The sequence below is a fragment of the Actinomadura montaniterrae genome (assembly GCF_008923365.1).
In the GTDB taxonomy this organism is placed as follows: Bacteria; Actinomycetota; Actinomycetes; order Streptosporangiales; family Streptosporangiaceae; genus Spirillospora; species Spirillospora montaniterrae.
Genome location: NZ_WBMR01000018.1, coordinates 60380 through 82753, shown reverse-complemented (window position 1 = coordinate 82753; position 22374 = coordinate 60380). Strand labels below are relative to the sequence as shown.

19 protein-coding genes and 2 pseudogenes are annotated in these 22374 nt (G+C 69.5%); 16 read left to right on the top strand and 5 right to left on the bottom strand.

Annotated features, from left to right (window positions below):
- From F9B16_RS09670 to F9B16_RS09645, 6 genes are all read left to right on the top strand, one after another.
- Positions 1 to 417: AMP-binding enzyme (locus tag F9B16_RS09670; protein ID WP_225991507.1), on the top strand; the 417-nt coding region annotated here is incomplete at its 5' end.
- Positions 414 to 1928: an AMP-binding protein gene (locus F9B16_RS09665; RefSeq protein ID WP_225991506.1), complete on the top strand. Its 1515-nt coding sequence runs from the start codon at positions 414 to 416 to the stop codon at positions 1926 to 1928. The genes F9B16_RS09670 and F9B16_RS09665, both read left to right, overlap by 4 nt.
- On the top strand, positions 1925 to 2854 hold the full coding sequence (locus tag F9B16_RS09660; protein WP_151539659.1) for an enoyl-CoA hydratase: 930 nt from the start codon (positions 1925 to 1927) through the stop codon (positions 2852 to 2854). The genes F9B16_RS09665 and F9B16_RS09660 overlap by 4 nt, the downstream gene beginning before the upstream one ends.
- Positions 2851 to 4068, top strand: a complete 1218-nt coding sequence (locus F9B16_RS09655; RefSeq protein ID WP_192808696.1) for an acetyl-CoA C-acetyltransferase — start codon at positions 2851 to 2853, stop codon at positions 4066 to 4068. The genes F9B16_RS09660 and F9B16_RS09655 overlap by 4 nt, the downstream gene beginning before the upstream one ends.
- An 8-nt stretch (positions 4069 to 4076) precedes the next feature.
- Positions 4077 to 6233 (top strand): 3-hydroxyacyl-CoA dehydrogenase NAD-binding domain-containing protein, encoded by a 2157-nt coding sequence (locus F9B16_RS09650; RefSeq protein WP_151539657.1) that lies wholly within the window; start codon positions 4077 to 4079, stop codon positions 6231 to 6233.
- A gap of 20 nt (positions 6234 to 6253) precedes the next feature.
- Positions 6254 to 7372, top strand: coding sequence for an acyl-CoA dehydrogenase family protein (locus tag F9B16_RS09645; RefSeq protein WP_225991505.1), 1119 nt, complete (start codon positions 6254 to 6256; stop codon positions 7370 to 7372).
- Between the two features lie 702 nt (positions 7373 to 8074).
- Here the strand turns inward: F9B16_RS09645 and F9B16_RS09640 are convergent.
- Positions 8075 to 8923, bottom strand: a complete 849-nt coding sequence (locus F9B16_RS09640) for a helix-turn-helix transcriptional regulator (RefSeq protein ID WP_151539655.1) — start codon at positions 8921 to 8923, stop codon at positions 8075 to 8077.
- Between the two features lie 22 nt (positions 8924 to 8945).
- Here F9B16_RS09640 and F9B16_RS09635 point away from each other — a divergent pair, with 22 nt between their 5' ends.
- The 5 genes from F9B16_RS09635 (at position 8946) to F9B16_RS09615 (ending at position 13641) form a co-directional block, all read left to right on the top strand.
- Positions 8946 to 9524 (top strand): rRNA adenine N-6-methyltransferase family protein, encoded by a 579-nt coding sequence (locus tag F9B16_RS09635; RefSeq protein WP_151539654.1) that lies wholly within the window; start codon positions 8946 to 8948, stop codon positions 9522 to 9524.
- A 397-nt stretch (positions 9525 to 9921) separates the two neighbouring features.
- Positions 9922 to 10365, top strand: coding sequence for an ROK family protein (locus F9B16_RS09630; protein WP_151539653.1), 444 nt, complete (start codon positions 9922 to 9924; stop codon positions 10363 to 10365).
- A 70-nt stretch (positions 10366 to 10435) separates the two neighbouring features.
- Positions 10436 to 11359 carry an ROK family protein gene (locus tag F9B16_RS09625; RefSeq protein ID WP_151539652.1) on the top strand — a complete coding sequence of 308 codons (924 nt, stop codon included), beginning with the start codon at positions 10436 to 10438 and terminating at the stop codon, positions 11357 to 11359.
- Positions 11360 to 12079: 720 nt separating this feature from the next.
- A complete protein-coding gene (locus tag F9B16_RS09620) occupies positions 12080 to 12715 on the top strand; it encodes a winged helix-turn-helix transcriptional regulator (RefSeq protein ID WP_404800487.1) in 636 nt (211 codons plus the stop codon).
- Positions 12716 to 12762: 47 nt separating this feature from the next.
- Entirely contained in the window at positions 12763 to 13641 is an 879-nt protein-coding gene (locus F9B16_RS09615; protein ID WP_151539650.1) for an SDR family oxidoreductase, read from the top strand.
- 305 nt (positions 13642 to 13946) lie between these two features.
- Here the strand turns inward: F9B16_RS09615 and F9B16_RS09610 are convergent, their stop codons facing one another.
- Positions 13947 to 14168, bottom strand: coding sequence for a hypothetical protein (locus F9B16_RS09610; RefSeq protein WP_151539649.1), 222 nt, complete (start codon positions 14166 to 14168; stop codon positions 13947 to 13949).
- 540 nt (positions 14169 to 14708) lie between these two features.
- On the opposite strand from F9B16_RS09610, the gene F9B16_RS09605 reads away from it, so the two are divergent.
- Positions 14709 to 15104 carry an alpha/beta fold hydrolase gene (locus F9B16_RS09605; RefSeq protein ID WP_225991503.1) on the top strand — a complete coding sequence of 132 codons (396 nt, stop codon included), beginning with the start codon at positions 14709 to 14711 and terminating at the stop codon, positions 15102 to 15104.
- Between the two features lie 641 nt (positions 15105 to 15745).
- On the opposite strand, the gene F9B16_RS09600 is transcribed toward F9B16_RS09605, so the two are convergent.
- Positions 15746 to 16630, bottom strand: a complete 885-nt coding sequence (locus F9B16_RS09600; protein ID WP_225991502.1) for an alpha/beta fold hydrolase — start codon at positions 16628 to 16630, stop codon at positions 15746 to 15748.
- A gap of 17 nt (positions 16631 to 16647) precedes the next feature.
- Positions 16648 to 17544 carry an SDR family oxidoreductase gene (locus tag F9B16_RS09595; protein ID WP_151539648.1) on the bottom strand — a complete coding sequence of 299 codons (897 nt, stop codon included), beginning with the start codon at positions 17542 to 17544 and terminating at the stop codon, positions 16648 to 16650.
- A 113-nt stretch (positions 17545 to 17657) separates the two neighbouring features.
- Here F9B16_RS09595 and F9B16_RS09590 point away from each other — a divergent pair, with 113 nt between their 5' ends.
- Together F9B16_RS09590 and F9B16_RS09580 are read left to right on the top strand one after the other, a co-directional pair.
- The gene (locus F9B16_RS09590) at positions 17658 to 18329 is read left to right on the top strand and encodes a winged helix-turn-helix transcriptional regulator (RefSeq protein ID WP_151539647.1); all 672 of its coding nucleotides are present in this window, start codon (positions 17658 to 17660) and stop codon (positions 18327 to 18329) included.
- A gap of 852 nt (positions 18330 to 19181) precedes the next feature.
- A pseudogene (locus F9B16_RS09580) lies at positions 19182 to 20425 on the top strand (IS256 family transposase).
- A 33-nt stretch (positions 20426 to 20458) separates the two neighbouring features.
- Here the strand turns inward: F9B16_RS09580 and F9B16_RS09575 are convergent.
- Positions 20459 to 20821 (bottom strand): annotated as a pseudogene (locus tag F9B16_RS09575) (transposase); the annotation flags it as partial.
- Positions 20822 to 21067: 246 nt separating this feature from the next.
- Between F9B16_RS09575 and F9B16_RS09565 the strand changes: the two are divergent.
- Together F9B16_RS09565 and F9B16_RS09560 are read left to right on the top strand one after the other, a co-directional pair.
- On the top strand, positions 21068 to 21586 hold the full coding sequence (locus tag F9B16_RS09565) for a pyridoxamine 5'-phosphate oxidase family protein (protein WP_151539646.1): 519 nt from the start codon (positions 21068 to 21070) through the stop codon (positions 21584 to 21586).
- Positions 21587 to 21691: 105 nt separating this feature from the next.
- The gene (locus tag F9B16_RS09560) at positions 21692 to 22315 is read left to right on the top strand and encodes a dihydrofolate reductase family protein (protein ID WP_151539645.1); all 624 of its coding nucleotides are present in this window, start codon (positions 21692 to 21694) and stop codon (positions 22313 to 22315) included.
- Positions 22316 to 22374: the final 59 nt, after the last annotated feature.

Genomic DNA, 22374 nt, shown 5'->3' with positions numbered 1-22374 from the left:
TACGAGGGCGGCTGGGAGTCGCTGGGCGACATGGGGTGGCTGGACGAGGACGGCTACCTGTATCTGGCCGATCGCGACACCGACATGCTGTTGGTGGGTGGAGCGAACGTGTATCCGGCCGAGGTCGAGGCCGCCATCTCCGAACACCCTTCCGTCTTGTCGTGTGCGGTGGTCGGGCTCCCCGACGACGACTTGGGCCAGCGTCCCCACGCGGTCGTCCAGACCGATCCCGCCGCCGATCTCACCATCGAGGACCTGCGCGCGTTCGTCGAACAGCGCCTCGTCCGCTACAAGGTCCCCCGCTCGTTCCGCTTCGTCACCGAAGCACTCCGCGACGACGCCGGCAAACTCCGCCGCGGCGCCGTCCGAAGGCAAGAGATCGCGATCGCGGCGGAGACCGAAGGAGAACCGGCGTGACGACAGCGCAGCCCGCTTCGGGCACGAGCACCCTGACGCCGATCGGCGATCTCCTCACGGCCTACGCCGCGGACGCCGATCGCCCGGCGGTCACCTGCGACGGGCACACCCGGACGTACGGCGAGCTCGAGTCCCGCGCCAACCGGCTGGCCCGCGCGTACGAGGCCCTGGGCGTCGGGCGGGGTGACTTCGTCACGGTCGCGCTGCCCAACGGGATCGAGTTCTTCGAGGTCTGCTACGCGATCTGGAAGCTGGGCGCCACGCCGCAGCCGGTGTCGCCCCGCCTTCCCGGCCCCGAACTGTCCAGGATCATCAAGCTGGCAGGGCCCGCCCTGGTCGTCGGCGCCGCGGCCGACGGCACACCCGCCGTCCCACCGGGATTCGAGCCCGACGCGGCGCTCGCCGACACGCCTCTCGGCCCGCGCGTCGCCCCGGCGTGGAAGGCGACGACCTCCGGGGGTAGCACCGGAAGTCCCAAGCTCATCGTGGCCGGCCGTGGCGGAGCCGTCGATCCCGACGCCTTCCTGCGCCCGTTCATGCTCCGCCGGGGGCAGGTCGCGCTGGTGCCCGGTCCGCTCTACCACAACGCGCCATTCCTGTCGGCGTTCGGCGGCACCTTCCTCGGCCAGCACGTGATCGTGCTGCCGAAGTTCGACGCGCGGAGGACGCTGGAGGAGATCGAGCGCCACCGCGTCACCTACCTCGCCCTCGTGCCCACCATGATGCTGCGCATCCTGCGGATCCTCGACGCGGAGCCCGGCGGGTACGACGTGAGCTCGCTTGACGCGGTGCTGCACACCGCTGCGCCCTGCCCGCCCTGGCTGAAACGGCGCTGGATCGACCTCGTCGGCCCCGAGCACCTCTTCGAGGCCTACGGCGGCACGGAGGGGCAGGCGTTCACCGTCATCTCTGGATCGGAGTGGGCCGCCCATCCGGGCTCGGTCGGCAGACCGGTCGTCGGAGAGATCAAGGTGATCGGCCGCGACGGGGACGACGAGGCCCCGCCCGGCGAGGTGGGGCGGGTCGTGATGCGCCGGTCCGCCGGCTCGGGCCCGGCCTATCGGTACATCGGCGCCGAGGCGCGCCGGTACGAGGGCGGCTGGGAGTCGCTGGGCGACATGGGGTGGCTGGACGAGGACGGCTACCTGTATCTGGCCGATCGCGACACCGACATGCTGTTGGTGGGTGGAGCGAACGTGTATCCGGCCGAGGTCGAGGCCGCCATCTCCGAACACCCTTCCGTCTTGTCGTGTGCGGTGGTCGGGCTCCCCGACGACGACTTGGGCCAGCGTCCCCACGCGGTCGTCCAGACCGATCCCGCCGCCGATCTCACCATCGAGGACCTGCGCGCGTTCGTCGAACAGCGCCTCGTCCGCTACAAGGTCCCCCGCTCGTTCCGCTTCGTCACCGAAGCACTCCGCGACGACGCCGGCAAACTCCGCCGCGGCGCCGTCCAGGCCGAGGAGACGGCCCGACTCACAGAGGCCCGACTCACAGAGGACAGCCAGTGAACGACGACCAGGCCGCCCGCCCGGGTTCGTACACCTACCTGCGCTACGAGCCGCACGACGACGGCACCATCGTCCGCATCACGCTCGACCGCCCCGAGACCCGCAACGCCCAGAACCGCGGGCTGCTGGTCGAACTCGACGACGCCTTCACCCGCGCCGAGCGCGACGACGACGTCCGCGTGGTGATCCTCGCCGGTGCCGGCGCGGCGTTCTCCTCCGGCCACGACCTCGGCTCGCGGCAGGCGCTGACCGAGCGCGCCCCCGGGCCGGACCAGCACCCGACCTACACCTTCAACGGCGGGACCCGGCAGTCGGTCGAGCGCCGCATGCTCCAGGAGTGGCACTACTTCTTCCAAAACACGCTGCGGTGGCGCAACCTGCGCAAGGTGACGATCGCCGAGGTCCACGGCTCGGTCTATGCCGCGGGCCTGATGCTCATGTGGGCGTGCGACCTCATCGTCGCCGCGGAGGACACCCTCTTCGCCGACCCGGTCGGCCCCCGCCTCGGCGGCGCGGGCGTCGAGTACTTCGCGCATCCATGGGAGTTCGGCCCGCGCAAGGCCAAGGAACTGCTCCTCACCGGAGACGCCATCGACGCCGAGGACGCCTACCGGCTCGGGATGGTCAACAAGGTCTTCCCGGGCGGCGAGCTGAGCGAGCGGACCCTGCGTTTCGCCCGCCGCATCGCGGAACTGCCCACGGTGGCCTCGCTCATGGTCAAGGAATCGGTCAACCAGAGCGTGGACGCGCAGGGGTTCGTCACGGCGTTGAACGCCGCCTTCTCCCTGCACCACGTCGTGCACGGGCACTGGGCGGAACTTCACGGCGGCGGCGTCCCGATGGCCACGGCCGACGACGGGATCGCCGACTGGAGGACCGCGCCCCCCGTCGCCCGGGCCGCCAAGGACACGGCGGGGCCGCAGTGAGCCGCCGCGACGTCCACGTCTTCGACTCCGTCCGCACCCCGCGCGGCAAGGGCGGGCGCCGCGGGGCGCTCCACGCCACCAAACCCGTCGACCTCGTCGCGGGCCTGATGCGCGAGATCGTGCACCGCAATCCCGGGCTGCGCCCCGACCTGATCAACGACGTCGTCCTGGGCGTGGCCACACCGGTCGGCGACCAGGGCGCGAACATCGCCCGCACGGCCGTGCTGAAGGCCGGGCTCCCGCACACGGTCCCGGGCGTCCAGGTCAACCGCTTCTGCGCCTCCGGCCTGGAGGCGGTCAACCTCGCCGCCCAGAAGATCGCCTCCGGATGGGAGGACCTCGTCCTCGCCGGCGGCGTCGAGTCGATGTCCCGGGTGCCGATGGGCTCCGACGGCGGCGCGATGGCGCGCGACCCCGAGACCGCCTACGCCACGCCCTACATCCCGCCCGGTGTCGCCGCCGACCTGCTGGCGACGATCGAGGGCTTCAGCCGCGCCGACGTCGACGGCTACGCAGCCCGGTCGCAGCGCCTCGCGCAGGCCGCGCAGCGGGAGGGCCGCTTCGCCCGGTCGCTCGTCCCGGTCCGCGACCTCACCGGCCGGATCGTCCTCGACCGCGACGAGCATCCCCGTCCGGGCACCACCCCCGAGGGGCTCGCCCGGCTGGCGCCCTCCTTCGCCGACGCCGGGGGAGCAGGCGGTTTCGACGCGGTCGCCCTGCAGAAGTACCACTGGATCGAACGGATCGAGCACGTCCACACCGCCGGCAACTCCTCCGGCGTCGTCGACGGCGCCTCCCTGCTGGTCCTCGGCACCGAGGAGGCCGGAGACGGGCACGGCCTGACCCCCCGGGCACGGATCCTCGCGACCGCGGTCACCGGCACCGACCCCACGCTGATGCTCGCCGGCCCGGCCCCGGCGGCCCGCACGGCCCTCGCGCGCGCCGGCCTCGGCGCCGGCGACCTGGACCTGGTCGAGATCAACGAGGCGTTCTCGGCGGTCGTGCTCCGCTTCATCCGCGACCTCGACCTCGATCCGGACAGGGTGAACGTGAGCGGCGGCGCGATCGCGCTCGGCCACCCGCTCGGCGCCACGGGGGGCATGCTTCTGGGCACCCTCATCGACGATCTCGAACGCACCGGCGGACGCTACGGCCTGTGCACCCTGTGCGTCGGCAGCGGCATGGGCATCGCCACCGTCGTCCAACGAGTGTGAGGAACCAGATGACGACCGACAGCCCGATCCGATGGGCACACGACGACGGCATCGTCGTGTTGACACTCGACGACCCGACCCAGTCGGCCAACACGATGACCGACTCCTTCCGCGCCGCGCTCGGCACCACCGTCGACCGGCTCGAAGCCGAACGCGACGCCATTCGCGGGGTCGTCATCACCTCGGCGAAGAAGGTCTTCTTCGCCGGAGGCGACCTTCGCGACATCCTCCGCACCACTCGCGACGACGTCGCGAAGAACCCGGACTACGGCCGGATCGTCAAGGGCCACCTGCGCCGCCTGGAGACCCTCGGCCGGCCGGTGGTGGCCGCGATCGGCGGCGCCGCGCTGGGCGGCGGCCTGGAACTAGCGCTCGCCGCCCACCACCGGGTCGTCGTCGACGATCCCGCCATCCCGCTCGGGCTGCCCGAGGTCACGCTCGGCCTGCTGCCGGGCGGGGGCGGCGTCGTGCGCACCGTCCGCATGCTCGGCATCACCGCCGCGCTCGACCGCGTCCTGCTGCCCGGCACCCGCTTCACCCCCGCGCAGGCCAGAGACCTGGGGCTGGTCGACGCGCTGGTCCCCTCGGCAGCAGGCCTGCTGCCGGCGGCGAAAGAGTGGATCGCGGCCAACCCCGCCCCCGTCCAGCCCTGGGACCGTCCCGGCCACCGGCTGCCGGGCGGCGACCCCGCCGACCCGGCGTTCGCGGCCGGGCTGCCGCGGCTGACCGCGAACCTGCGCAAGCGGCTCGGCGGCGCGAACCTTCCGGCGCCGCACCACATCCTCGCCGCCGCCGTCGAGGGCGCTCAGGTCGACTTCGAGACCGCCCTGGAGATCGAAGCGCGGTACTTCGCCGACCTGGTCACCGGGCCGACCGCCAAGAACATGATCAAGGCGTTCTTCGTCGACATGCGCCGGGTGCGGGGGCCGCGCGGCCGGCCGCCCGGGCCGGCGACGTTCGCCCCGGACCGGGCGGTCGTGCTCGGCGCGGGGATGATGGGCGCCGGGATCGCCCACGCCTGCGCGGCCGCCGGCATGCACGTCGTCCTCACCGACACCTCCATGGCAGCGGCCGAGCGCGGCAAGGAGCGGGTGGCCGGCGTCCTCGCCGACGCCGTCGCCAGGGGCCGCCTCGGCACCGGCGACCGCGACCGTATCCTGAGCCGGATCACCCCCGCCGCCGATGCCGCCCAGGCCTCGGTTGCCCGGCTCGTCATCGAGGCGGTGTTCGAGGACCCGGCCGTCAAGGCGGACGCGCTCGCCGCAGTCGAACCCCACCTCGCCGAGGACGCGCTGATCGCCTCCAACACCTCCACCCTCCCCATCACCGGCCTGGCCGAAGGCACGTCCGACCCGTCCGGCTTCGTCGGGCTGCACTTCTTCAGCCCCGTCCACAAGATGCCGCTGGTCGAGGTCATCCGCGGCAAGGCGACCAGCGACGAGACCCTGCACCGCGCGCTCGACGTCGTACGGCTGCTGAAGAAGACGGCGATCGTCGTGAACGACAGCCGCGGCTTCTTCACCAGCCGCGTCATCCGCACCTTCAACGACGAGGGGCTGCGGATGCTGGCCGAGGGCGTCCCGGCGCCCTCGATCGAGCAGGCGTGCCGGCAGGCCGGCTATCCCACGCCCGTCCTGCAACTGTCCGACGAGCTCAACTTCGCGCTCATGCGCCGCATCCGGGCCGTCGGGCGGGCCGAGGGCGAGGCCCCCGGAGTCGCGGAGCAGGTCGTCGTCCGCATGCTCGACGAGTACGGCAGGGGCGGCCGGACGGCCGGAGCCGGCTTCTACGACTACGCCAGCGGCCGGCGCGCCCGCCTGTGGCCGGGCCTGCCCGACGCCTTCGGCGGGGACCGGACCGACGTGCCCTTTCAGGACCTCGTGGAACGCCTGCTGTTCATCGAGGCGATCGAGGCGGTGCGCTGCCTCGACGAGCGCGTCATCGAATCCGCCGCCGACGCCAACGTCGGCTCGCTGCTCGGCATCGGCTATCCACGCTGGACCGGCGGCGTCCTGCAGTACATCGACGGATACGACGGCGGACCGGCCGGCTTCGCCGCCCGCGCCAGGCAACTGGCGGACGCCTACGGCGACCGGTTCCTGCCGCCGCCGTCGCTGCTCACCGGCGCCGAGCGCGCTGACCGCTACGCCGGAGAACCGGCATGACACTGGACGACCCCCCATGGATGACCGACGAACTCGCGCTGCTGCGGCGAACCGCCCGGGACTTCTTCGTCCGCGAGGCACTGCCGCACTCCGAGCGGTGGGAGCGGCAGCGGCACGTCGACCGGGCCTTCTGGCGGCTCGCGGGACGGGTCGGTCTGCTCTGCCCCACCGTGCCGGCCGAATACGGCGGACCCGGCGGGACACTGCTCCACCAGATCGTCATCACCGAGGAGCAGAACCGGGTGCTCGACAAGGGCTGGGGAAATCCCGTGCACAGCGGGATGGTGGCGTCGTACCTGCTCGACCACGGCACGGAGGAGCAGAAGAAGCGCTGGTTGCCCGGCATGGTCTCCGGCACGACCATCGCCGCGATCGCCATGACCGAACCATCGGCGGGCAGCGACCTCAAGGGCATCCGCAGTACCGCGGTCCGCGACGGTGACCACTACGTCCTCAACGGCACGAAGACCTTCATCTCCAACGGAGGCACCGCCGACCTCGTCATCGTCGCCGCCAAGACGCCCGCCTCCGGGCCCGGCGAACTCTCCCTCCTCGTCGTCGACACCCGCGACCGCGCCGGCTTCCGGCGGGGCCGCACCCTCGACAAGATCGGCCAGCATGCCGCCGACACGGCCGAGCTGTTCTTCGACGATGTCCGCGTCCCCGCCGGCAACCTCCTCGGCGGCGAGGGCGAGGGACTCGACCTGCTCCTGCGGCAACTGCCGCAGGAACGCCTGCTGATCGCCGTGGGCGCCGTCTCCAGCGCTGAACGGGCCGTCGACCTCACCGTCGACTACGTCAAGGACCGGACGCTCTTCGGCAGGCCGTCCTTCACCTTCCAGAACACCCGCTTCGAGCTCGCCGAGTGCGCGGCCCTCACCAGGGTCGGCCGGGCCTTCCTCGACGACTGCGTCCAGCGGCACCTGGCCGGCCGGCTCGACGGCGCCACGGCAGCGATGGCCAAGTACTGGCTTACCGACATGCAGTGCCAGGTCGTCGACCGCTGCCTGCAGCTGTTCGGCGGCTACGGCTACATGCGCGAGTACCCGATCGCCCGCATGTACGCCGACGCGCGAGCACAACGGATCTACGGCGGCGCCAACGAACTCATGAAGGAGCTGATCGCGAGATCCCTGTGACCGCCCTAGCGCACGCGTCCGCCGCCCGTGATCGGCTTTGCGGATCGAGGCGGAGGCGGGCAGGGACGACCCTGTGGCCTCCCGAAAACACCATGTCCGTGCAAGTCGTCAGCGTTGGGGGCGGCGGGCTGAAGCTCTCCACAAGCGCAGTGGCGGCCCATTCGCCCAGCAGGCGAGCGAGCGGCTCACTAGGAGGTTCGTCCAGCCGAGCGTGATGCAGGCGAGGACGTCGGTCTTGCGTGCGGACAGGACCGGCAAGAGCGCCTGGGTGGTGGCGCAGGCTTTGGCGAGTTCTTCGCATGTGAATACGGCTCCCAACTGCGACGTGACGGGGCAAGACCGGAGGATCTGGAGGCCGAGGCCGACGAGCCGAGCCCTGAGTTCAGCCGGAATTGATGGACTCGCTGCAGGTCGGATGGCTGCGCGGGCGGGATTCGGTGTGGGGAGGACGATGCTGGTCAGCGCCAGGACCGGTTCTGGTTCACGTGTGACCGGCTCTCCCGCGAGGTCACTGGAGCGATCGTCCGGGTCGACGCCCGCCGGCGAGCAGGAGCTTGCCTCATCGACTTCTTTGAGTGCGTCAGATCCCCTCGTCGTAGCCGCCAACATCTTCGACGGCGTACGTCCTTGCAGTGCGGCTATCCCGGGTTGTCACACCTCCTACTCGACCAAGGTGGCGCGTAACGCCTGCACTGCACTGGATCAAGCGACCTCTGAGGCGCCGCGCTTCTGCCGGAACGCGGTAGGTGTACGCCCGGTATAACTTTGGAATGCGCGGCTGAACGCGCTGGCGCTGTCGAACCCGACGGCGGTGGCGACACTCATGATCGTGGCTTCCTGATCGACGAGCAACGTCATGGCATGCAGGATTCTGCTGTGCAGGGTGTACTGCCGCCAGGTCATTCCGGTCGAGGCGTGGAAACGGCGGCGCAGCGTCCGCTCCGAGACGCGGACCGTTTCGCAGACCTGCCGCAGATCCACGGTGTCCAGATGGTCGTCGGTATGGCGCATCACGGCGGCGACGAGCGGGTCGGTGCTGGTGGGCAGGAAGAACGGCAGCTCGTACCGCAGCCCATCGGACACCAGATGGGCCAGGGTCTCGAAGTAGCTGTCGGCCACCGGATCGCTGGACGTCCTGCCGATGCGCCAGCGCAACGCATAGATCATCATTTCGCGGAGGACCGGTTCCACCGGCAGGACGCGGGCGCGGCCCGCCCGGTCAGGGACCAGGGACGGCTCGAAGAACACCGACACGGTCCTGGCCTGCGCGAAGGTGCTCTTGTGCGCCAGGCCCGCCGGAATCCACACCGCCTGCCGCGGCGGGAGGCGGTAGCGCGCCACCGCGGTCTCCACCAGCACCACGCCTTCGAAGGCGTATTCAAGTTGATGCAGATCATGCGAATGCCACGGCATGTCCGCCGGCAGATCGCGCAGATCGCCTTCAAATGCGTACGACCCGGCGGCCATCCCTCCGTACGGACCGGGCATCACCCGCCTGTCATTGGCCGCTGAGGGCGCGAGAACGGCCGTTTCCGCAGAGCGGGCTGCCATGCCCGAACGGTACCAATGTTGCATGAACGAATCCCACCTGTCGTACCTGGCGAGCCCCGCCTGGGCCCAGACGCTGCGCACCGACCTGCTTCCGTGGCTACAGCGCACGGCCGACCTCGGTGATGACGTCCTGGAGATCGGCCCTGGCCCCGGTCTCACCACCGACCTGCTCCTCGAAGTGGCCGGCAAGGTGACCGCGGTCGAAGTGGACCACGACCTGGCAACCGGCCTTCGCGAACGCCTCCACGGACAGAACGTGACGGTCATCCACGGGGACGCCCGCACCGTCGAACTCGCCGTGGGCCGGTTCACCGCCGGGACCTGCTTCTCAATGCTTCACCACATGGAGTCACCCCAGGCCCAGGACGAGTTGTTCGTCCGGCTCCACGCCCTCCTGAGGCCCGGCGCCGCTCTGCTCGGAGTCGACTCCGTCGACAGCGAAATGATCCGGCGGGGACACCGCGACGACACCTACGTACCCGTCGACCCCGACACCCTCGAAGACCGCCTGCACGCCGCCGGATTCGCAGACATCACCGTCCACCGCCCCAACCAACACCAATTCCGCTTCACCGCAAGAAAACCCACCCCCCCTTCGTGACCACCCCCAGACGAACGAGAAAGACGAAGCCAACACTCCTGGTTTGCGAATTGAGAGCAAATGGTTAGTGTGCGCGGCCCGCTGCCGTCCAGGTGTGCGCCGTTTGAGTCGGACTCTGTTAACGGCTGTGTGCGCACCAATTTTCGTACCGCTTGAGATGGCGAGCAGTCCGTTCTGATCGCAGCCTCGAATTATGTACGCACGCAGGCAAACCACGGTGCCGGGGTCAGTCTTTCCAGTTGGTCGCTGAGAGGCGCGGGCGCCGGAGGGTTACAGCCAAACCTGCGCCTAGCCTTGGACGATGGGCAGGGTGGGCAGGGTGGGCAGGGTGGGCAGGGTGGGCAGGGTGGGCAGGGCTCGTTCGTGCCGAGCAGGACCTGGATGAAACGCCGAGAGCCTGATCAGCCCCGCCGCCATCACCGCCGAGACGCACCGCAGGCTCGCCGAGGGCGGAACGGGCAGCACGCTGGAGACGCTCTTCAAGCGCGACCCCGGCACCGTCGACCACGCGGCGGTGCGGCACGCCGCCGCCGAGGGGGACCCACTCGCCACCGCGGTCACCCGCGAGGCCGCCGAACGCGTCGCGTCCGTCGCGGTCAACGTCGCGAACATCACCGACGTCGACCTGATCGTGCTGGGCGGTCACGGCATCAGGCACATCGAGGCCCTCTACCGTGACGCCGTCGCCGAGGCCCTGGCGACCAGACCGCTGTCACGGCACATCCGGGTCGCGGACGTCGCGGTGTCGCCGCTCGGCCCGGACGCCGCCGTCGTCGGCGCGGCCTCGCTCGTCCTGCACGCCACCTATTCGCCGCAGCTGTCGGCGCTCCTGGAGGACTGACCGGAGCCGTTCGTCGCCTCCGCCGTCCGCAAGCCGCTCACCCAACGCCTCGCAGACCAAGGATTTCTTCATGGACCATGACGTCGTGCTCGCGGCGGACATCGGCGGCACCAAGATCAGCGCCGCTCTCGTGGGCGCCGACGGGCGGCTGCTCCGCCAGTCCGAAATCGCCACCCCCGCCACCGAGCCTCTGCTCGAGGAGGCGATGCGCGAGCTGCTCGGCTCGGTGGCCGAGGGCGCGTCGCCACGCGCGATCGGGTTGGCCTCGGCGGGTCCGATCGACCTCTCAAGCGGCCGCGTGAGCCCGGTGAACATCCCGGCCTGGCGGGAGTTCCCGCTGCTCGACCTGGTCGGCACGATCATCTCCGGCGTCCCGTCCGTCCTGGTCGGCGACGGCATCGCGGCGGCGTTGGGCGAGCACTGGCTCGGCGCGGGGCGCGGGGTCGCGGCGATGCTCGGGATCGTGGTGTCCACGGGCATCGGCGGCGGTCTCGTCCTCGACGGCGAGGTGTACCTCGGTCCGAGCGGCAACGCCGGCCACATCGGGCACGTCGTCGCCGACCCGGCAGGTCCACCGTGCTCGTGTGGCGGCGTCGGATGCGTCGAGGCCTACGCGAGCGGACCGTCGATGGTCAGGTGGGCTCAAGGCCAAGGGTGGACGGGGCCCGACGCCCGCGCCCTCTCCGTCGATGCCGCTCAAGGCGACCCGATCGCGCTCGCCGCGTTCGACCGCGGCACCCGAGCGCTGGCCCGCGGCATCGCCGCCACGGCCACGGTCTGCGACCTGGACCGCGTCGTGATCGGCGGTGGCCTCTCGGCCGCCGGTGAAGTGCTCTTCGCGCCGCTGCGCAGGCACCTGGAAGGCTTCCTCACCCTCGATTACGTCCGGCGGCTGACCGTCGAACCGTTCGAGCTCGGACGTTCCGCCGGACTGCTGGGCGCGGCCCGCACCGCCCTCCCGACCGCTCAGCTCGAGTTCCCTATCCCGGGGTGATCTTGTTGTCTCGGGTGCGGGTGGCGAGGTCGGCTGTTTTCGTTCTTCTTCAGAGCCCCGGCCGAGACGCTGAAAGCCCACCCGATCATCAACGCCAGCATCGACCCCGACGAGAGGGGCGGGCGAGGTCTATCGCTGTCAGCGGATCCGGGCGAGGTTAGGGGTGTGAAGGGGGGCTTTGGTTCGGGCGGCGATGTCGCTGGGCGATGTCTCCGGCGCCGTCTCCACCAGGACGAGTCCGTGAAGAGCCGTTGAGGGCCCGCCGAGTGGCAACGGCTTTCTCATCCAGGCGCGGCCGCTGTCCAACAGCGTCTCGGCCGACTACACGCCCGACGTCTATGCCTACTCCAAAGCGTTCGCCGACGCCCAACCCGGTTACGCCGCGGCGATCGCCGTCGCCCTGGTCACCTTCGCGTTCTCGTTCGTGTTCCTGCGCGCCGGCCAACGGAGGGGGGCGCTGTGAGCGCGCCCGCCAGTCGTCTCGGACGCCCGGTCACCCGACTGGTGCTGATGACCGCCGCGGCCCTACTTCGTGCAGCCGCTGATCTGGCCGGTCATCGACTCCACCAAGAATGAGGACGACCTGTTCAGTGCGGTCGGCTTCTTCTTCGGAGACCACTTCTCATAATTAGAGAGAGCGATAACTTAGTATGTTTTCAGGACTTTTGGCGAGGGAGGGCTGCGGTGTCAGCGAAGCGGAGTTACGGGGACGGCTGCGGGATGGCCGTGGCGCTTGATCTGGTCGGTGAGCGGTGGGCGCTCATCGTAGTGCGCGAACTGCTCCTGGGGCCGAAGCGGTTCACCGACCTTCGCGCCGGCATGCCTCTGGTGAGTCCCAATGTCCTGGCCCAGCGTCTTCGAGAACTGGAAGACGCCGGCGTGGTGCGGCGCGCCAAAATCGGCCCTCCCGCAAGGGCGCAGGTGTACGAGCTGACCGAGTGGGGCATGCGCCTGGAGCCTGTGCTCCTTCACCTGGGTTCGTGGGCCACCGGGGCCCCGCAGGCGACGGACGCCCCCTACCGCAGCGCCGATTCCCTGATGCTGTGGCAGCGTGCCGCCTTCGATGGCCGGGTTGAGCCGGATTTGAGAGCGGTCTATGTCATGCGGATCGATGACGACGGCTTCGTTGTGCGGGTCGGCGGCGGCAGCCTGTCGGTGGAGCGCGGAACCGTGGAGACCGCGGACGCCCGCCTGGGGGCGAACCTGCAGACGATGAGGTCGGTGCTCAAGGGCCAGTACGAGTTCGCCGCGGCGGTCAGGGACGGTGCCCTGGAGTTCGAAGGCGACGAAAAGGCAGTGCTCAGGTTGATCCGCTCGCTCACACCGACACGGGTGCCGGCTACCGCCATGAGGTGACCTGCCTATGGTTGTTTTTTAGGACTAGTTACTACTAAAGTACAACCATGATCCTCGTCACCGGAGCCACCGGCCTCAGCGGCTCACTCATCGTCGAAGAGCTCTCTCGCCAGGGTGTCCCTGTGCGTGCGCTGTTCAGGAATCCTGACCGGGCCGGGCAACTGCGGTCGCTGCCCGGGGTGGAGCCCGTCCAGGGCGACATGCTCCGTCCGGAGACCCTGGTGGAGGCGTTCGAGGGCGTCGAGCGCGTTCTGCTGATCTCCTCCGCCAAGGAGCGCATGGGGGCGACGCAGGCGGCGTTCATCGACGCGGCCAAGGCCGCCGGCGTACCGCACATCGTCAAGCTCTCGGGCAAGGAGGCCGGTGTCGGCTTCGACCTTCAGGGCTTCCAAGGAACCCGCGAACACCTGGAGATCGAGCAGTACCTGGAGAAGTCCGGCGTGGCCTGGACCCACCTGCGCCCCAGCCAGTTCATGCAGCTCTACCTGCCCGGCGGCAACTACGGCATCGACCCGGTCCGGCATGAACTGCGCATCCCCAACCCCCGCACCAGGCTGTCGCCGATCGACATCGAGGACATCGCCAAGATCGCGGTGGCCGTCATGACCAGCGAAGGCCACGAGGGCAAGATCTATGAGATGACCGGGCCCGAGGCCCTGAGCATGCAGGACGTCGTCGAGCGCATGACGGAGGCGACCGGCGTCCGTCACACCTACGTCGAGGTGTCACGAGAGGACAGGCTTCGCGAGTACCGCGAGCGTGGCCTTCCGGCAGCGGGCGTCCAGATCATGGACGAACTCATCGCCGAACGCGGTCGTCACACCGAATCCCACCTCTGGCTGGACGCCCACCGCACATTCGGAGTCACCCCGACGAGCTTCGCCGACTTCGCCAGGCGCAACGCCAAGGCCCTCCTCGGCCAGTAGCCGTTTCAGGATCGGCCAGTGTGGACCCGTCCCAGGCACATGTGAGAGCCACCCATCGCTGGGCCTTTTCCACTTTGATCGCGCTGCTCACATTGCCCGGAAGAAAGACCTTCCAGGCTGGGGCCCATCGGGCAGCACGAGCAGGTCCGCGCCACTGTCGCGGGCGGCACCTCTCGGGCGGCGCCAAAGCCGGGGCGGGCTGCAGTAGAAGCCCGTGACGGCGAGGGCGTGATCGAGACGCTGCATGTGTAGCGGGCGGGCGTCCGCGACGGGCGTCGACGGTCCGCTGGTCACCCGGTCATGCGTCAGGAGTCGGCACCGGGCGCGACGCGGCTCTGGGCGAACGGCGCCAGGAGAAGGTCGATGAGGCGCTGGCGGGCGTCTTCCTCGCCAGTGAGGTGCAGGAGACCGGATCGGGCGGCTTCGGAGATGTCGATCTTGTGGGCGCACACCGCGCGGAGGGTGTCCGCGTCCGTGGTGAGAACCGCGTCGGGCCGTCCGGTCGCAGGCAGCCGAGCGATGCGCACCGCAGTGCTGGTGACCTCGGCGGCGTAGGTGTCGGTGCCGACGCGGAACTCGTAGGCGCCGCGCAGCCCGGCTGCCCGTGCCGGGTCGAAGGTTGGGTCGCCTTGATGCCGAGGAGCAGGGAGTCGATGCCGTGCACGCCTTCGGGCGGGGGCGGCGCGTCGGTTCCCCAGCGTCCGAGGTGGAGCAGGACGGGTTCATGGCCGAACTCGCACATGACCGCCCGAGGGATTGCGCTACGCCGCGTTCCGCCTCGACGACGGGGTGACCTTCCCGCACGTGGTGATCAGCGAGGAAGCGGCGGACCCGCTGGGGCGATCCGCCGCGTTCAAGGCGATTCAACGAAAGTTTGTTGAGCGCCAGGTCCCCGGCAACCCGTGCCCGCAATGCCGCCTCCCTCGTGGGGTCGTACCGTTTCGGTTTCGGGACCGACGGCCAGGACGCGGCGGCCGGCGAATGACCGCTCGGGCGGCATCCCTTCCCGAGCCGGTGCCGGCACGCACCGTCCGCGGGCTCCGGCCCGGGTCTGGTGCTCTCCCACGGTGCTAACGGGAGCATCGAGCGCCAGTTCGGCCCGGTCCTCGACGGCCTCGCGGCCCACCGCACCGTCGTCGGAGTCGATCTGCCGGGCTCCGGACGACGCCCCGGTCCGAGGCACCCTGAACGCGCCCGCGCACGCGGACCAACTGGTCGCCGCCGCCGAAGGGCTGGACACCTCGATCCGCGTCCCGACCCTGATCGTCGTCACCATCGGTGACCGGCTCGTCTCCCCGGACCTGCAACGGGGGCTCGCCGCCGCCATTCCCGGGGCGGCGCGCGCCGAAATCGGCACCGGCCACGCACCCTTCGGTGAAGCCTCAGGCGAGTGGCTGGACGCCATGAACGCCTTCCTCCGTCCCAGCCCCGCAGAAGGCCGCGTTCGCCGGAACAACGGATGAACCGGGTCATCTCCGGAGCCGCATCCAGAGTCACGGGGTTGTGATCAGAAACATCCGGGAGCCGGGGCCCAGTCCTGGGCCCCGGCTCTTGGAGGCCCCTCGAAACGACAAGCCGGTGCGCATCCAGGACCGGGCCGCTTCGCCGTCCACGGCGCCGTCCCGCTTCACCAGGATCTTCGCCGCCCGCCTTGGATACGTACCTAGAGTTCGTCGTGGTGGTCGTCATGCCCTTGAGTCAACCGGCGGAGCGGTTCGTCCGACATCGTTGAAAGCTCGGCTCCATGCGCCAGCGTCCATCCCGTGACCGAGTGCAACAGCTGCGGCTCACCACTGTCCGATTCGGAACCGCTCACCGCGTAGCCAGGCCAACATCGGCTTCGAGTTCTCCACCGACCGGACTGCATTCACGTGACGCAAGAAGGGTTTCTGGCAGATGGGCAGGAGTCCCGCGATCGTCGCTGGTCGCGGCGGCGCCGGATGTTCACCGCGCTCACCCCCCGCCGTCGGCGGGCACCTGTAGAAGGCCGTCGGCGGCAGGGGCGTCAATGCCTGCTGATCCTTGCCCGTGGCGGCTTGCAGCAGGGGCGGCGGCGGCCCGGGCGATCCGATTCCGACGACGGCCTGTTGTCGGAATCGGACGGTCAGAGCTGCAGCAAGGTTTCGGCGAGCTCACGCGGCTTTGAGACGAATGGGGAGTGGCTGGTGTGCATTTCTCGCACGTCGGTGGGGTTGCCGGGGGTGTGCTTGTCGGCTTCGTTGATGAAGCGGTGTTGGGCTGCGGGCGGAACGGCCTGGTCTTCGGTGCAGCTGATGTAGGTGCGGGGGATCCGGCCCCATCGGCCGGGGGTGATGGTCACCGGTTCGCCGAGCGGGCCTGCGGGAGTATCGGGGGTCAGCAGGTTGGTGATCGCGTCCCAGTCGTGGTCGTCCACATCGGCGGCGAACGCGGCCTTGACGCGGGCGCGGTAGTCCGGGTCGCCGGAGCGGAAGTCCATGCGCAACGCGCCGGCGACGGCCGGGTCGGCGAGGAGGATGGAGGGGATCAGGCCGGTCGAGAACTCCGGTGCGGCCATGTAGTCGCTGAACGACGTCCCGTCAGCGGTCATCCAGGCGGACAGGTAGACCAGGCGGCCGATGAGTTCGGGGATGGCCTCGCCCACCTGGTTGAGCACGAGGCCGGCCATGCTGTGTCCGAGCAGGATGATCTGGTGGCGGGGCAGGCGGTCGGCGAGCCCGCGGACGGTGGCGGTGACCTGGTCGCTGTAGTTGCGCAGGGTCAGGTGCGCGATGGGAGAGGGCTCGGTCGCGAACTCGTGCGGGTTCAGAGGCCGCGCGGCGTATGAGCGGGGGAATCGTGCGGCCAGTCCGTGCCCGGGTAGGTCCTGCGCGACCACGTAGTGGCCCTCCTGGGTGAGGAGGGCCGCGAGCCGCTCGAACGCCCAGGCGCCGTGCGACCCCCCGTGGACGAGGACGAATATCTTCGCGGCCTGGTTAGTGGGAGCCGTCGGCTGTGTTTCGCGGTTCACTGTTGTCTCCGGTCTGTTCAGGCGGGGGTGACGGTGTAGGGGGCGTCGCCGCGGAACACGTCGGCGTTGCGGCGGGCGAATTGGGCGAAGCTCGTCGGTTCGATCCCGAACCGCCGGTGGGTGGACAGGTCGACGGTGGAGGTGCCGAGGCTGCGGCGTTCTTCGAAGAGCTGCGCGAATGCGGCGGCGCGCGGCGGCGGGTACCCGGCCTCCAGCCAGGCGCGCTGCTTGTCCTCACTGGACACGTCGACGTAGCGGACGGGTTTGCCGATGGCGTCGGCGATGTGCCGGGCGGCTTCGGCCATGGTGAGGGCCTCGGGCCCGGTCATGGCGTAGGTCTCGCCTTCGTGGCCGGGTGTGGTGAGCACGGCGTAGGCGATCCTGGCGATGTCGTCGATGTCGATCGGGGCGAGGGTGGTGTCGCCGAGCGGGAGGCGGAGTTCGCCGGAGCCGACGATGTCGGGCACTTCCTCGAAGTACACGTGCATGAACTGGCTCGGGCGCAGCAGCGTCCATGGTGTACCGGAGGCGATCAGGTATCGCTGGATCTGCTCGTGGCTGCGGGTGGAACGGAACCTCTCCGGATCGAACCCGTCGGTCGATTCCTGTCCGGAGAACTTCACGATGTGGCCGACGCCGGCCTTGCTCGCGGCGTCGATGAAGGTGCACTGGGTCTCGAGCATCTGCGGGCCGGCGCTGGAGATCATCAGCACGCGGTCCACTCCGGCCAGTGCGGATTCCAGTGTCTCGGGCCAGAGCATGTCGCCGTGGACGATCTCGACGCCTGGCAGCTCCCGAAGACCTTCCGCCTTGGCCGGATCCCGGACGAGCGCGCGGACCGGCTCGCCGTGGCGCGCGAACTCGGCTACGACCGCCGATCCAGGGCGCCCGTTCGCTCCTGTCACGAGAATCATCGCTCCTGCTTTCCTCGGGGACGGAGCGACTCAGATTACACATCGGAACTAAAAAGTACAATTATGGAACCAAGGACGTTCGTTTCGGTACGGGGTCGACTAGACTCACTGCCATGGCAAGCACGCGCAGCTACAACGACGCCTGCGCCGCCGCGCACGCCCTCGATCTGGTCGGCGAGCGGTGGGCGCTGCTGGTCGTCCGGGAGCTGCTGCTCGGGCCCAAGCGCTTCAGTGACCTGCGGGCCGGGTTGCCGCACGCCGGCCCCAACCGCCTGTCGCAGCGGCTGCGCGACCTCGAACTGTCCGGCATCGTGCGCCGCCGCAAACTCGGCCCGCCCGCCCGATCCTGGGTGTACGAGCTGACCGACTGGGGCCGGCAACTCCAGCCGGTCCTCATCCACCTCGGCCGCTGGGGCCGGCTCTCCCCGTTCCGGGACCTCGACGCCGACATCAGCGTCGACGCCCTCATGCTGGCGCTCTACGGGGACTTCGACCCGGAGGCGAGCGACGGCCTTACCGCCACCTGCGCGCTGGTCTTCGGAGACGACCACGTCACCGTGCGCGTCAGCGACGGCCGCATCGACATCACCCGCGACGACCCTTCAACGCCCGACGCGACCGTCACCACCGACACCCGGGCATTCGCTGCTGTACTGACCAGAAAGCGCACCATCGAGGAGGCCGTGCAGGCCGGAGACATCACCGTGGCCGGCGACGTGACCGCCGTCGAGCGCCTGCTCGCCTCCATACCCCGACCCGACATCGCCCAGGCGCCGCGGGCATAACCGTTTGAGAGGGTGTGGAGCTCGGGGAAGACGCCCAAGGCCCCTGTTCCGTCCGGCGGAGCTACCGGGCAAGGGGAAGACCGGGCGGGTGAACGCAAGTGAACCCTTGGATGAGGCCTCGTCAAGGAACGCTCTAAAGGCGGGACGAGAACCAGGGCGGTAGGGCCTGGCCGCTGGAAGAGGCGGCAAGCGGCGTCCGGCCCCCCTTTAGCTGGACGTGAGAACACCGCTGGCCTTGGGGTTCAAAGGGCGTTCTTTCCGCCCGCATCTCGCATGCGCGGAACGTGGAACCTCGTCGAGGCCCGGACCGGAGTTGGTTCGGTAGGCCGGTCGCAAGAGGCGCGGAATCCCTCGGCGGGACAGGATGCCCAAGAAGCGGACGCCGCGGCCGAAAAGCAACGGGACTCGTGACAGCGCGGTTGCTCCTCCAGGCGACCGTCACAGGGAACCGGCCGGATGCCAGCCATGCCGCTGGGCCCGGAAGGGCGCTGACGTGGGCGGGTGAGCCTTTGAACGCCGAAGCCGAACGGCTTGGCCGAACCGACGGAGCAAGTTGGGCGCCAACGTGGTGAACGGGCCCGAGGACGTTCTGGACTTACTGGGCGTTTCATCCTGCGAGTTTCGTTTGATTCCGGGTCAGGTGCCTCGCCATGTGGGAGTGGATTCGCCGGTGAGGCGGCGGTTCATGAGGTCGATCATTGCGAGGTGGATCGTGGCGGTGGAACTGGCCGGGGGTTGCGTCCACGGAGGTGGTGTATGAGTTTGACCTGGTCAGAGGGCGTGGCGTCGTGACGTGAGACGGCCATCGCGTGATCCTTCGAATCGACCAAGATCAGAAGGAGAGGAAACGCGATGGCCGTGGACAACAGTGTGGACCCTGGAGGCTGGTTGGCCGAGCAGATCGGGGTGTGTGAGCCTGATGTGTTGCGGTCGATGGTCAAGACGATGGCCGAGGCGCTGATGTCGGCCGAGGCCGATGCGGTGTGCGGCGCCGGTTACGGGCAGCGCTCGGACGAGCGGGTCAACCGCCGCAACGGCTACCGGTCCCGGGACTGGGACACCCGCGCCGGCACCGTCGAGCTGGCCATTCCCAAGCTGCGGTCGGGGTCCTACTTCCCCGAGTGGCTGCTGGAGCGGCGTCGCCGGGCCGAGCAGGCCCTGGTCAGCGTCGTCGCCACCTCCTATCTCCTGGGGGTGTCGACGCGGCGGGTGGACAAGCTGGTCGAGCAGATGGGCATCAAGGGCATCTCCAAAAAAGCCAGGTCAGCGAAATGTCCAAGGTGCTGGACGCTCAGGTGGCGGCGTTCCGCAACCGGCCGTTGGAGGGCGGGCCGTATGCGTTCCTGTGGGTCGACGCCCTGACGCAGAAGGTCCGTGAGGGCGGCCGGATCGTCAACGTGCATGTGCTGGTGGCCACCGGTGTGAACGCCGACGGGCACCGCGAGATCCTCGGTGTCGAGGTCACCTCGGCCGAGGACGGCGCGGGCTGGGTGGCGTTCCTGCGCGGGCTGGTCGCCCGCGGCCTGACCGGCGTCCAACTGGTCATCTCCGACGCCCACGCCGGTCTGGTCGAGGCGATCGGGGCGACACTTCCCGGGGCCGCGTGGCAGCGGTGCCGCACCCACTACCTGCGCAACTTGCTCACCCGCGTGCCCAAGTCGGCGCAGCCGTGGGTGGCGACGCTGGTGCGCACCATCTTCGACCAGCCCGCCGCCGAGGAGGTCCACGCTCAGCACGCCCGTGTCGTCGCCTCGCTGGAGGCCAAGCACCCCGACGCCGCCGAGCACCTGGACCAGGCCAAACCCGACCTGCTCGCCTTCACCGGCTTCCCGCGGCAGCTCTGGCGGCAGATCTGGTCCAACAACCCCCAAGAACGCCTCAACAAGGAGATCCGCCGGCGCACCGACGTGGTCGGGATCTTCCCCGACCGGGCCGCGATCGTCCGCCTGGTCGGCGCCGTCCTGATGGAACAGACCGACGAATGGACCGAAGCCCGCCGCTACATGGGCCTGGAATTCCTCGCCAAAGCCCGCCTGCGAGTAATCGACGGCACCACACCCGACCCCGCTACCGAGCAGCAGAAACTCACCGCTTAACCTGCAGAAACAGGATCACGCGGAGATCAACTCTTACACCACTCCGCTGGACGTGACCCTGGCCGGGAGGGTCTCGTAGTCGCGGACCAGGCGGCGGTGCAGCATGAGCCAGCCGAGGGTGCGTTCGACCACCCAACGGCGTGGTAGCGGGGTGAAGCCCCGGGCGCCTGGCGGGCGTTGGACGATCTGCATGTCGATGCCGAGCGCGGCAGCGTGTTCGACCGGGTGTTGGCGGTAGCCGCCGTCCACCCAGATGGTGCGGAGGGCGGGCTGCCGGCCGGCGATCTGGTTGATCAGAGTGGTGCCGGCGACCGAGTCTTGGACCGAGTCTTGGACCGAGGCGGCGGTGACCAGGACGGCCAGCAAGAGGCCGAGGGTGTCGACCACGATGCTGCGTTTGCGGCCGTTATCTTGAGGCCCCGGCGTGCACGGGCAGACCGCCGAGCAGGTCGCTGAAGCGTTTGGGGCCGAGCAGGAGCTCCCGGTTCACCAGCAGAGCCCGCCGGTCACGATGACGTCCAGCCCGCGGGCCACCCCGCACAGATCGCCATAGCTACGACTCATGCCTCGATGATAGAGCTTAATCCTAATTTAGGATCACTGCCTATTTTTTTAGGAGTATCTCTTGTATGTTGGGGCGTCATGAGCTTTCTCGAGACCGGAGCCGCGGGCCTGCCGCAAGGCGATCTGCGGCTGCTGCACACGCCTGCGGCGCGACACCTGCTGACCACGGCCCTGGTGGCGCGGCTGGCCTACATCGGCAAGGACGGGACGCCACGGCTGAACCCGGTCAACTTCCTGTGGACTGGCGACGAACTGGTCATCGCAGCGTTCGCCGGCGCCTACAAGGTCCGGGACCTGCACGCACGCCCCGACATCGCCGCGTGCATCGACACCACCGAGGCGCCCCCACAGGTCCTCATGCTTCGAGGGCGGGTCACGCTGACCGAGGTCGAGGGTGTTCTTCCCGAATATGGCGAGATGCAGCGCAAGATGATGGGGGCGCAAGCCGGCGCGACCTATGTCGAGGCGATCGACCGCCCGGGGCTGCGCATGGTGCGCATCGTCTTGCGACCGGCCTGGGTCGGTGTGCTCGATTTCCGGGAACGGTTCGCCGAGCGCACGCCCGCTCCCGTCTTGGCCGCCTTCGGCGCGGGCTGATGGCACCGGGCCGTGGAAAGTCGTGGCGGCGGGAGACGAGGGCGTGCCGAACCATCCATCCGTCCGAAGAGAGAACCCGATGAACGCTGATGGGGAGGTGAAACGGTGAGCCGCCTTGTCGTCTCGATGCAGATGTCGGTCGACGGCTGCGTGGGCAGTGATGTCGCCGGGGCACGGTGGCAGCTGTGGGACTGGGGGCCGGACTGGCCCTGGACTCCCGACGTCCGCGCGCGGTTCAACGAGGTGTTCGCGTCCGCCTCGGGGATCCTGCTCAGCCGGCCGATGATCAGCGAAGGCTACCTGGACCACTGGCGCGGCACCGCCCAGCAGCATCGCGACGATCCCGACTACGCCTTCGCGGCCCGGATCGGCCAGCTTGCGAAGGTCGTCGTCACCCGGCACGCGCTGACCACCCAATGGCCGGGCACGACGGTGATCACCGGCGATTTCACGGAAGCAGTGCAGCAGGCCAAGCAGGCCACCGGCGGCGACCTGGTCTGCTTCGGCGGCGCCGGCTTCGTTGCGGCACTGCTCGACCATGGCCTCGTCGACGAACTGCAGCTCTACATCAACCCCGGCATCGCCGGGCACGGCCCACAGATCTTCGGCGACACCCTCGCCACCGGACGCCTCACCCTCCTGGACGCCACCCCCACCGACTGCGGAATCGTCATCACCCGCTGGCGGCCGCCGGACCGGCACCCCGAACCCCTAAAGGGTGATCGGTAATGCTCACTTGAGCCGGGATCTCCGGCCCGCGGCGCCGTAGGGGCCTGCTCGGCCCGACA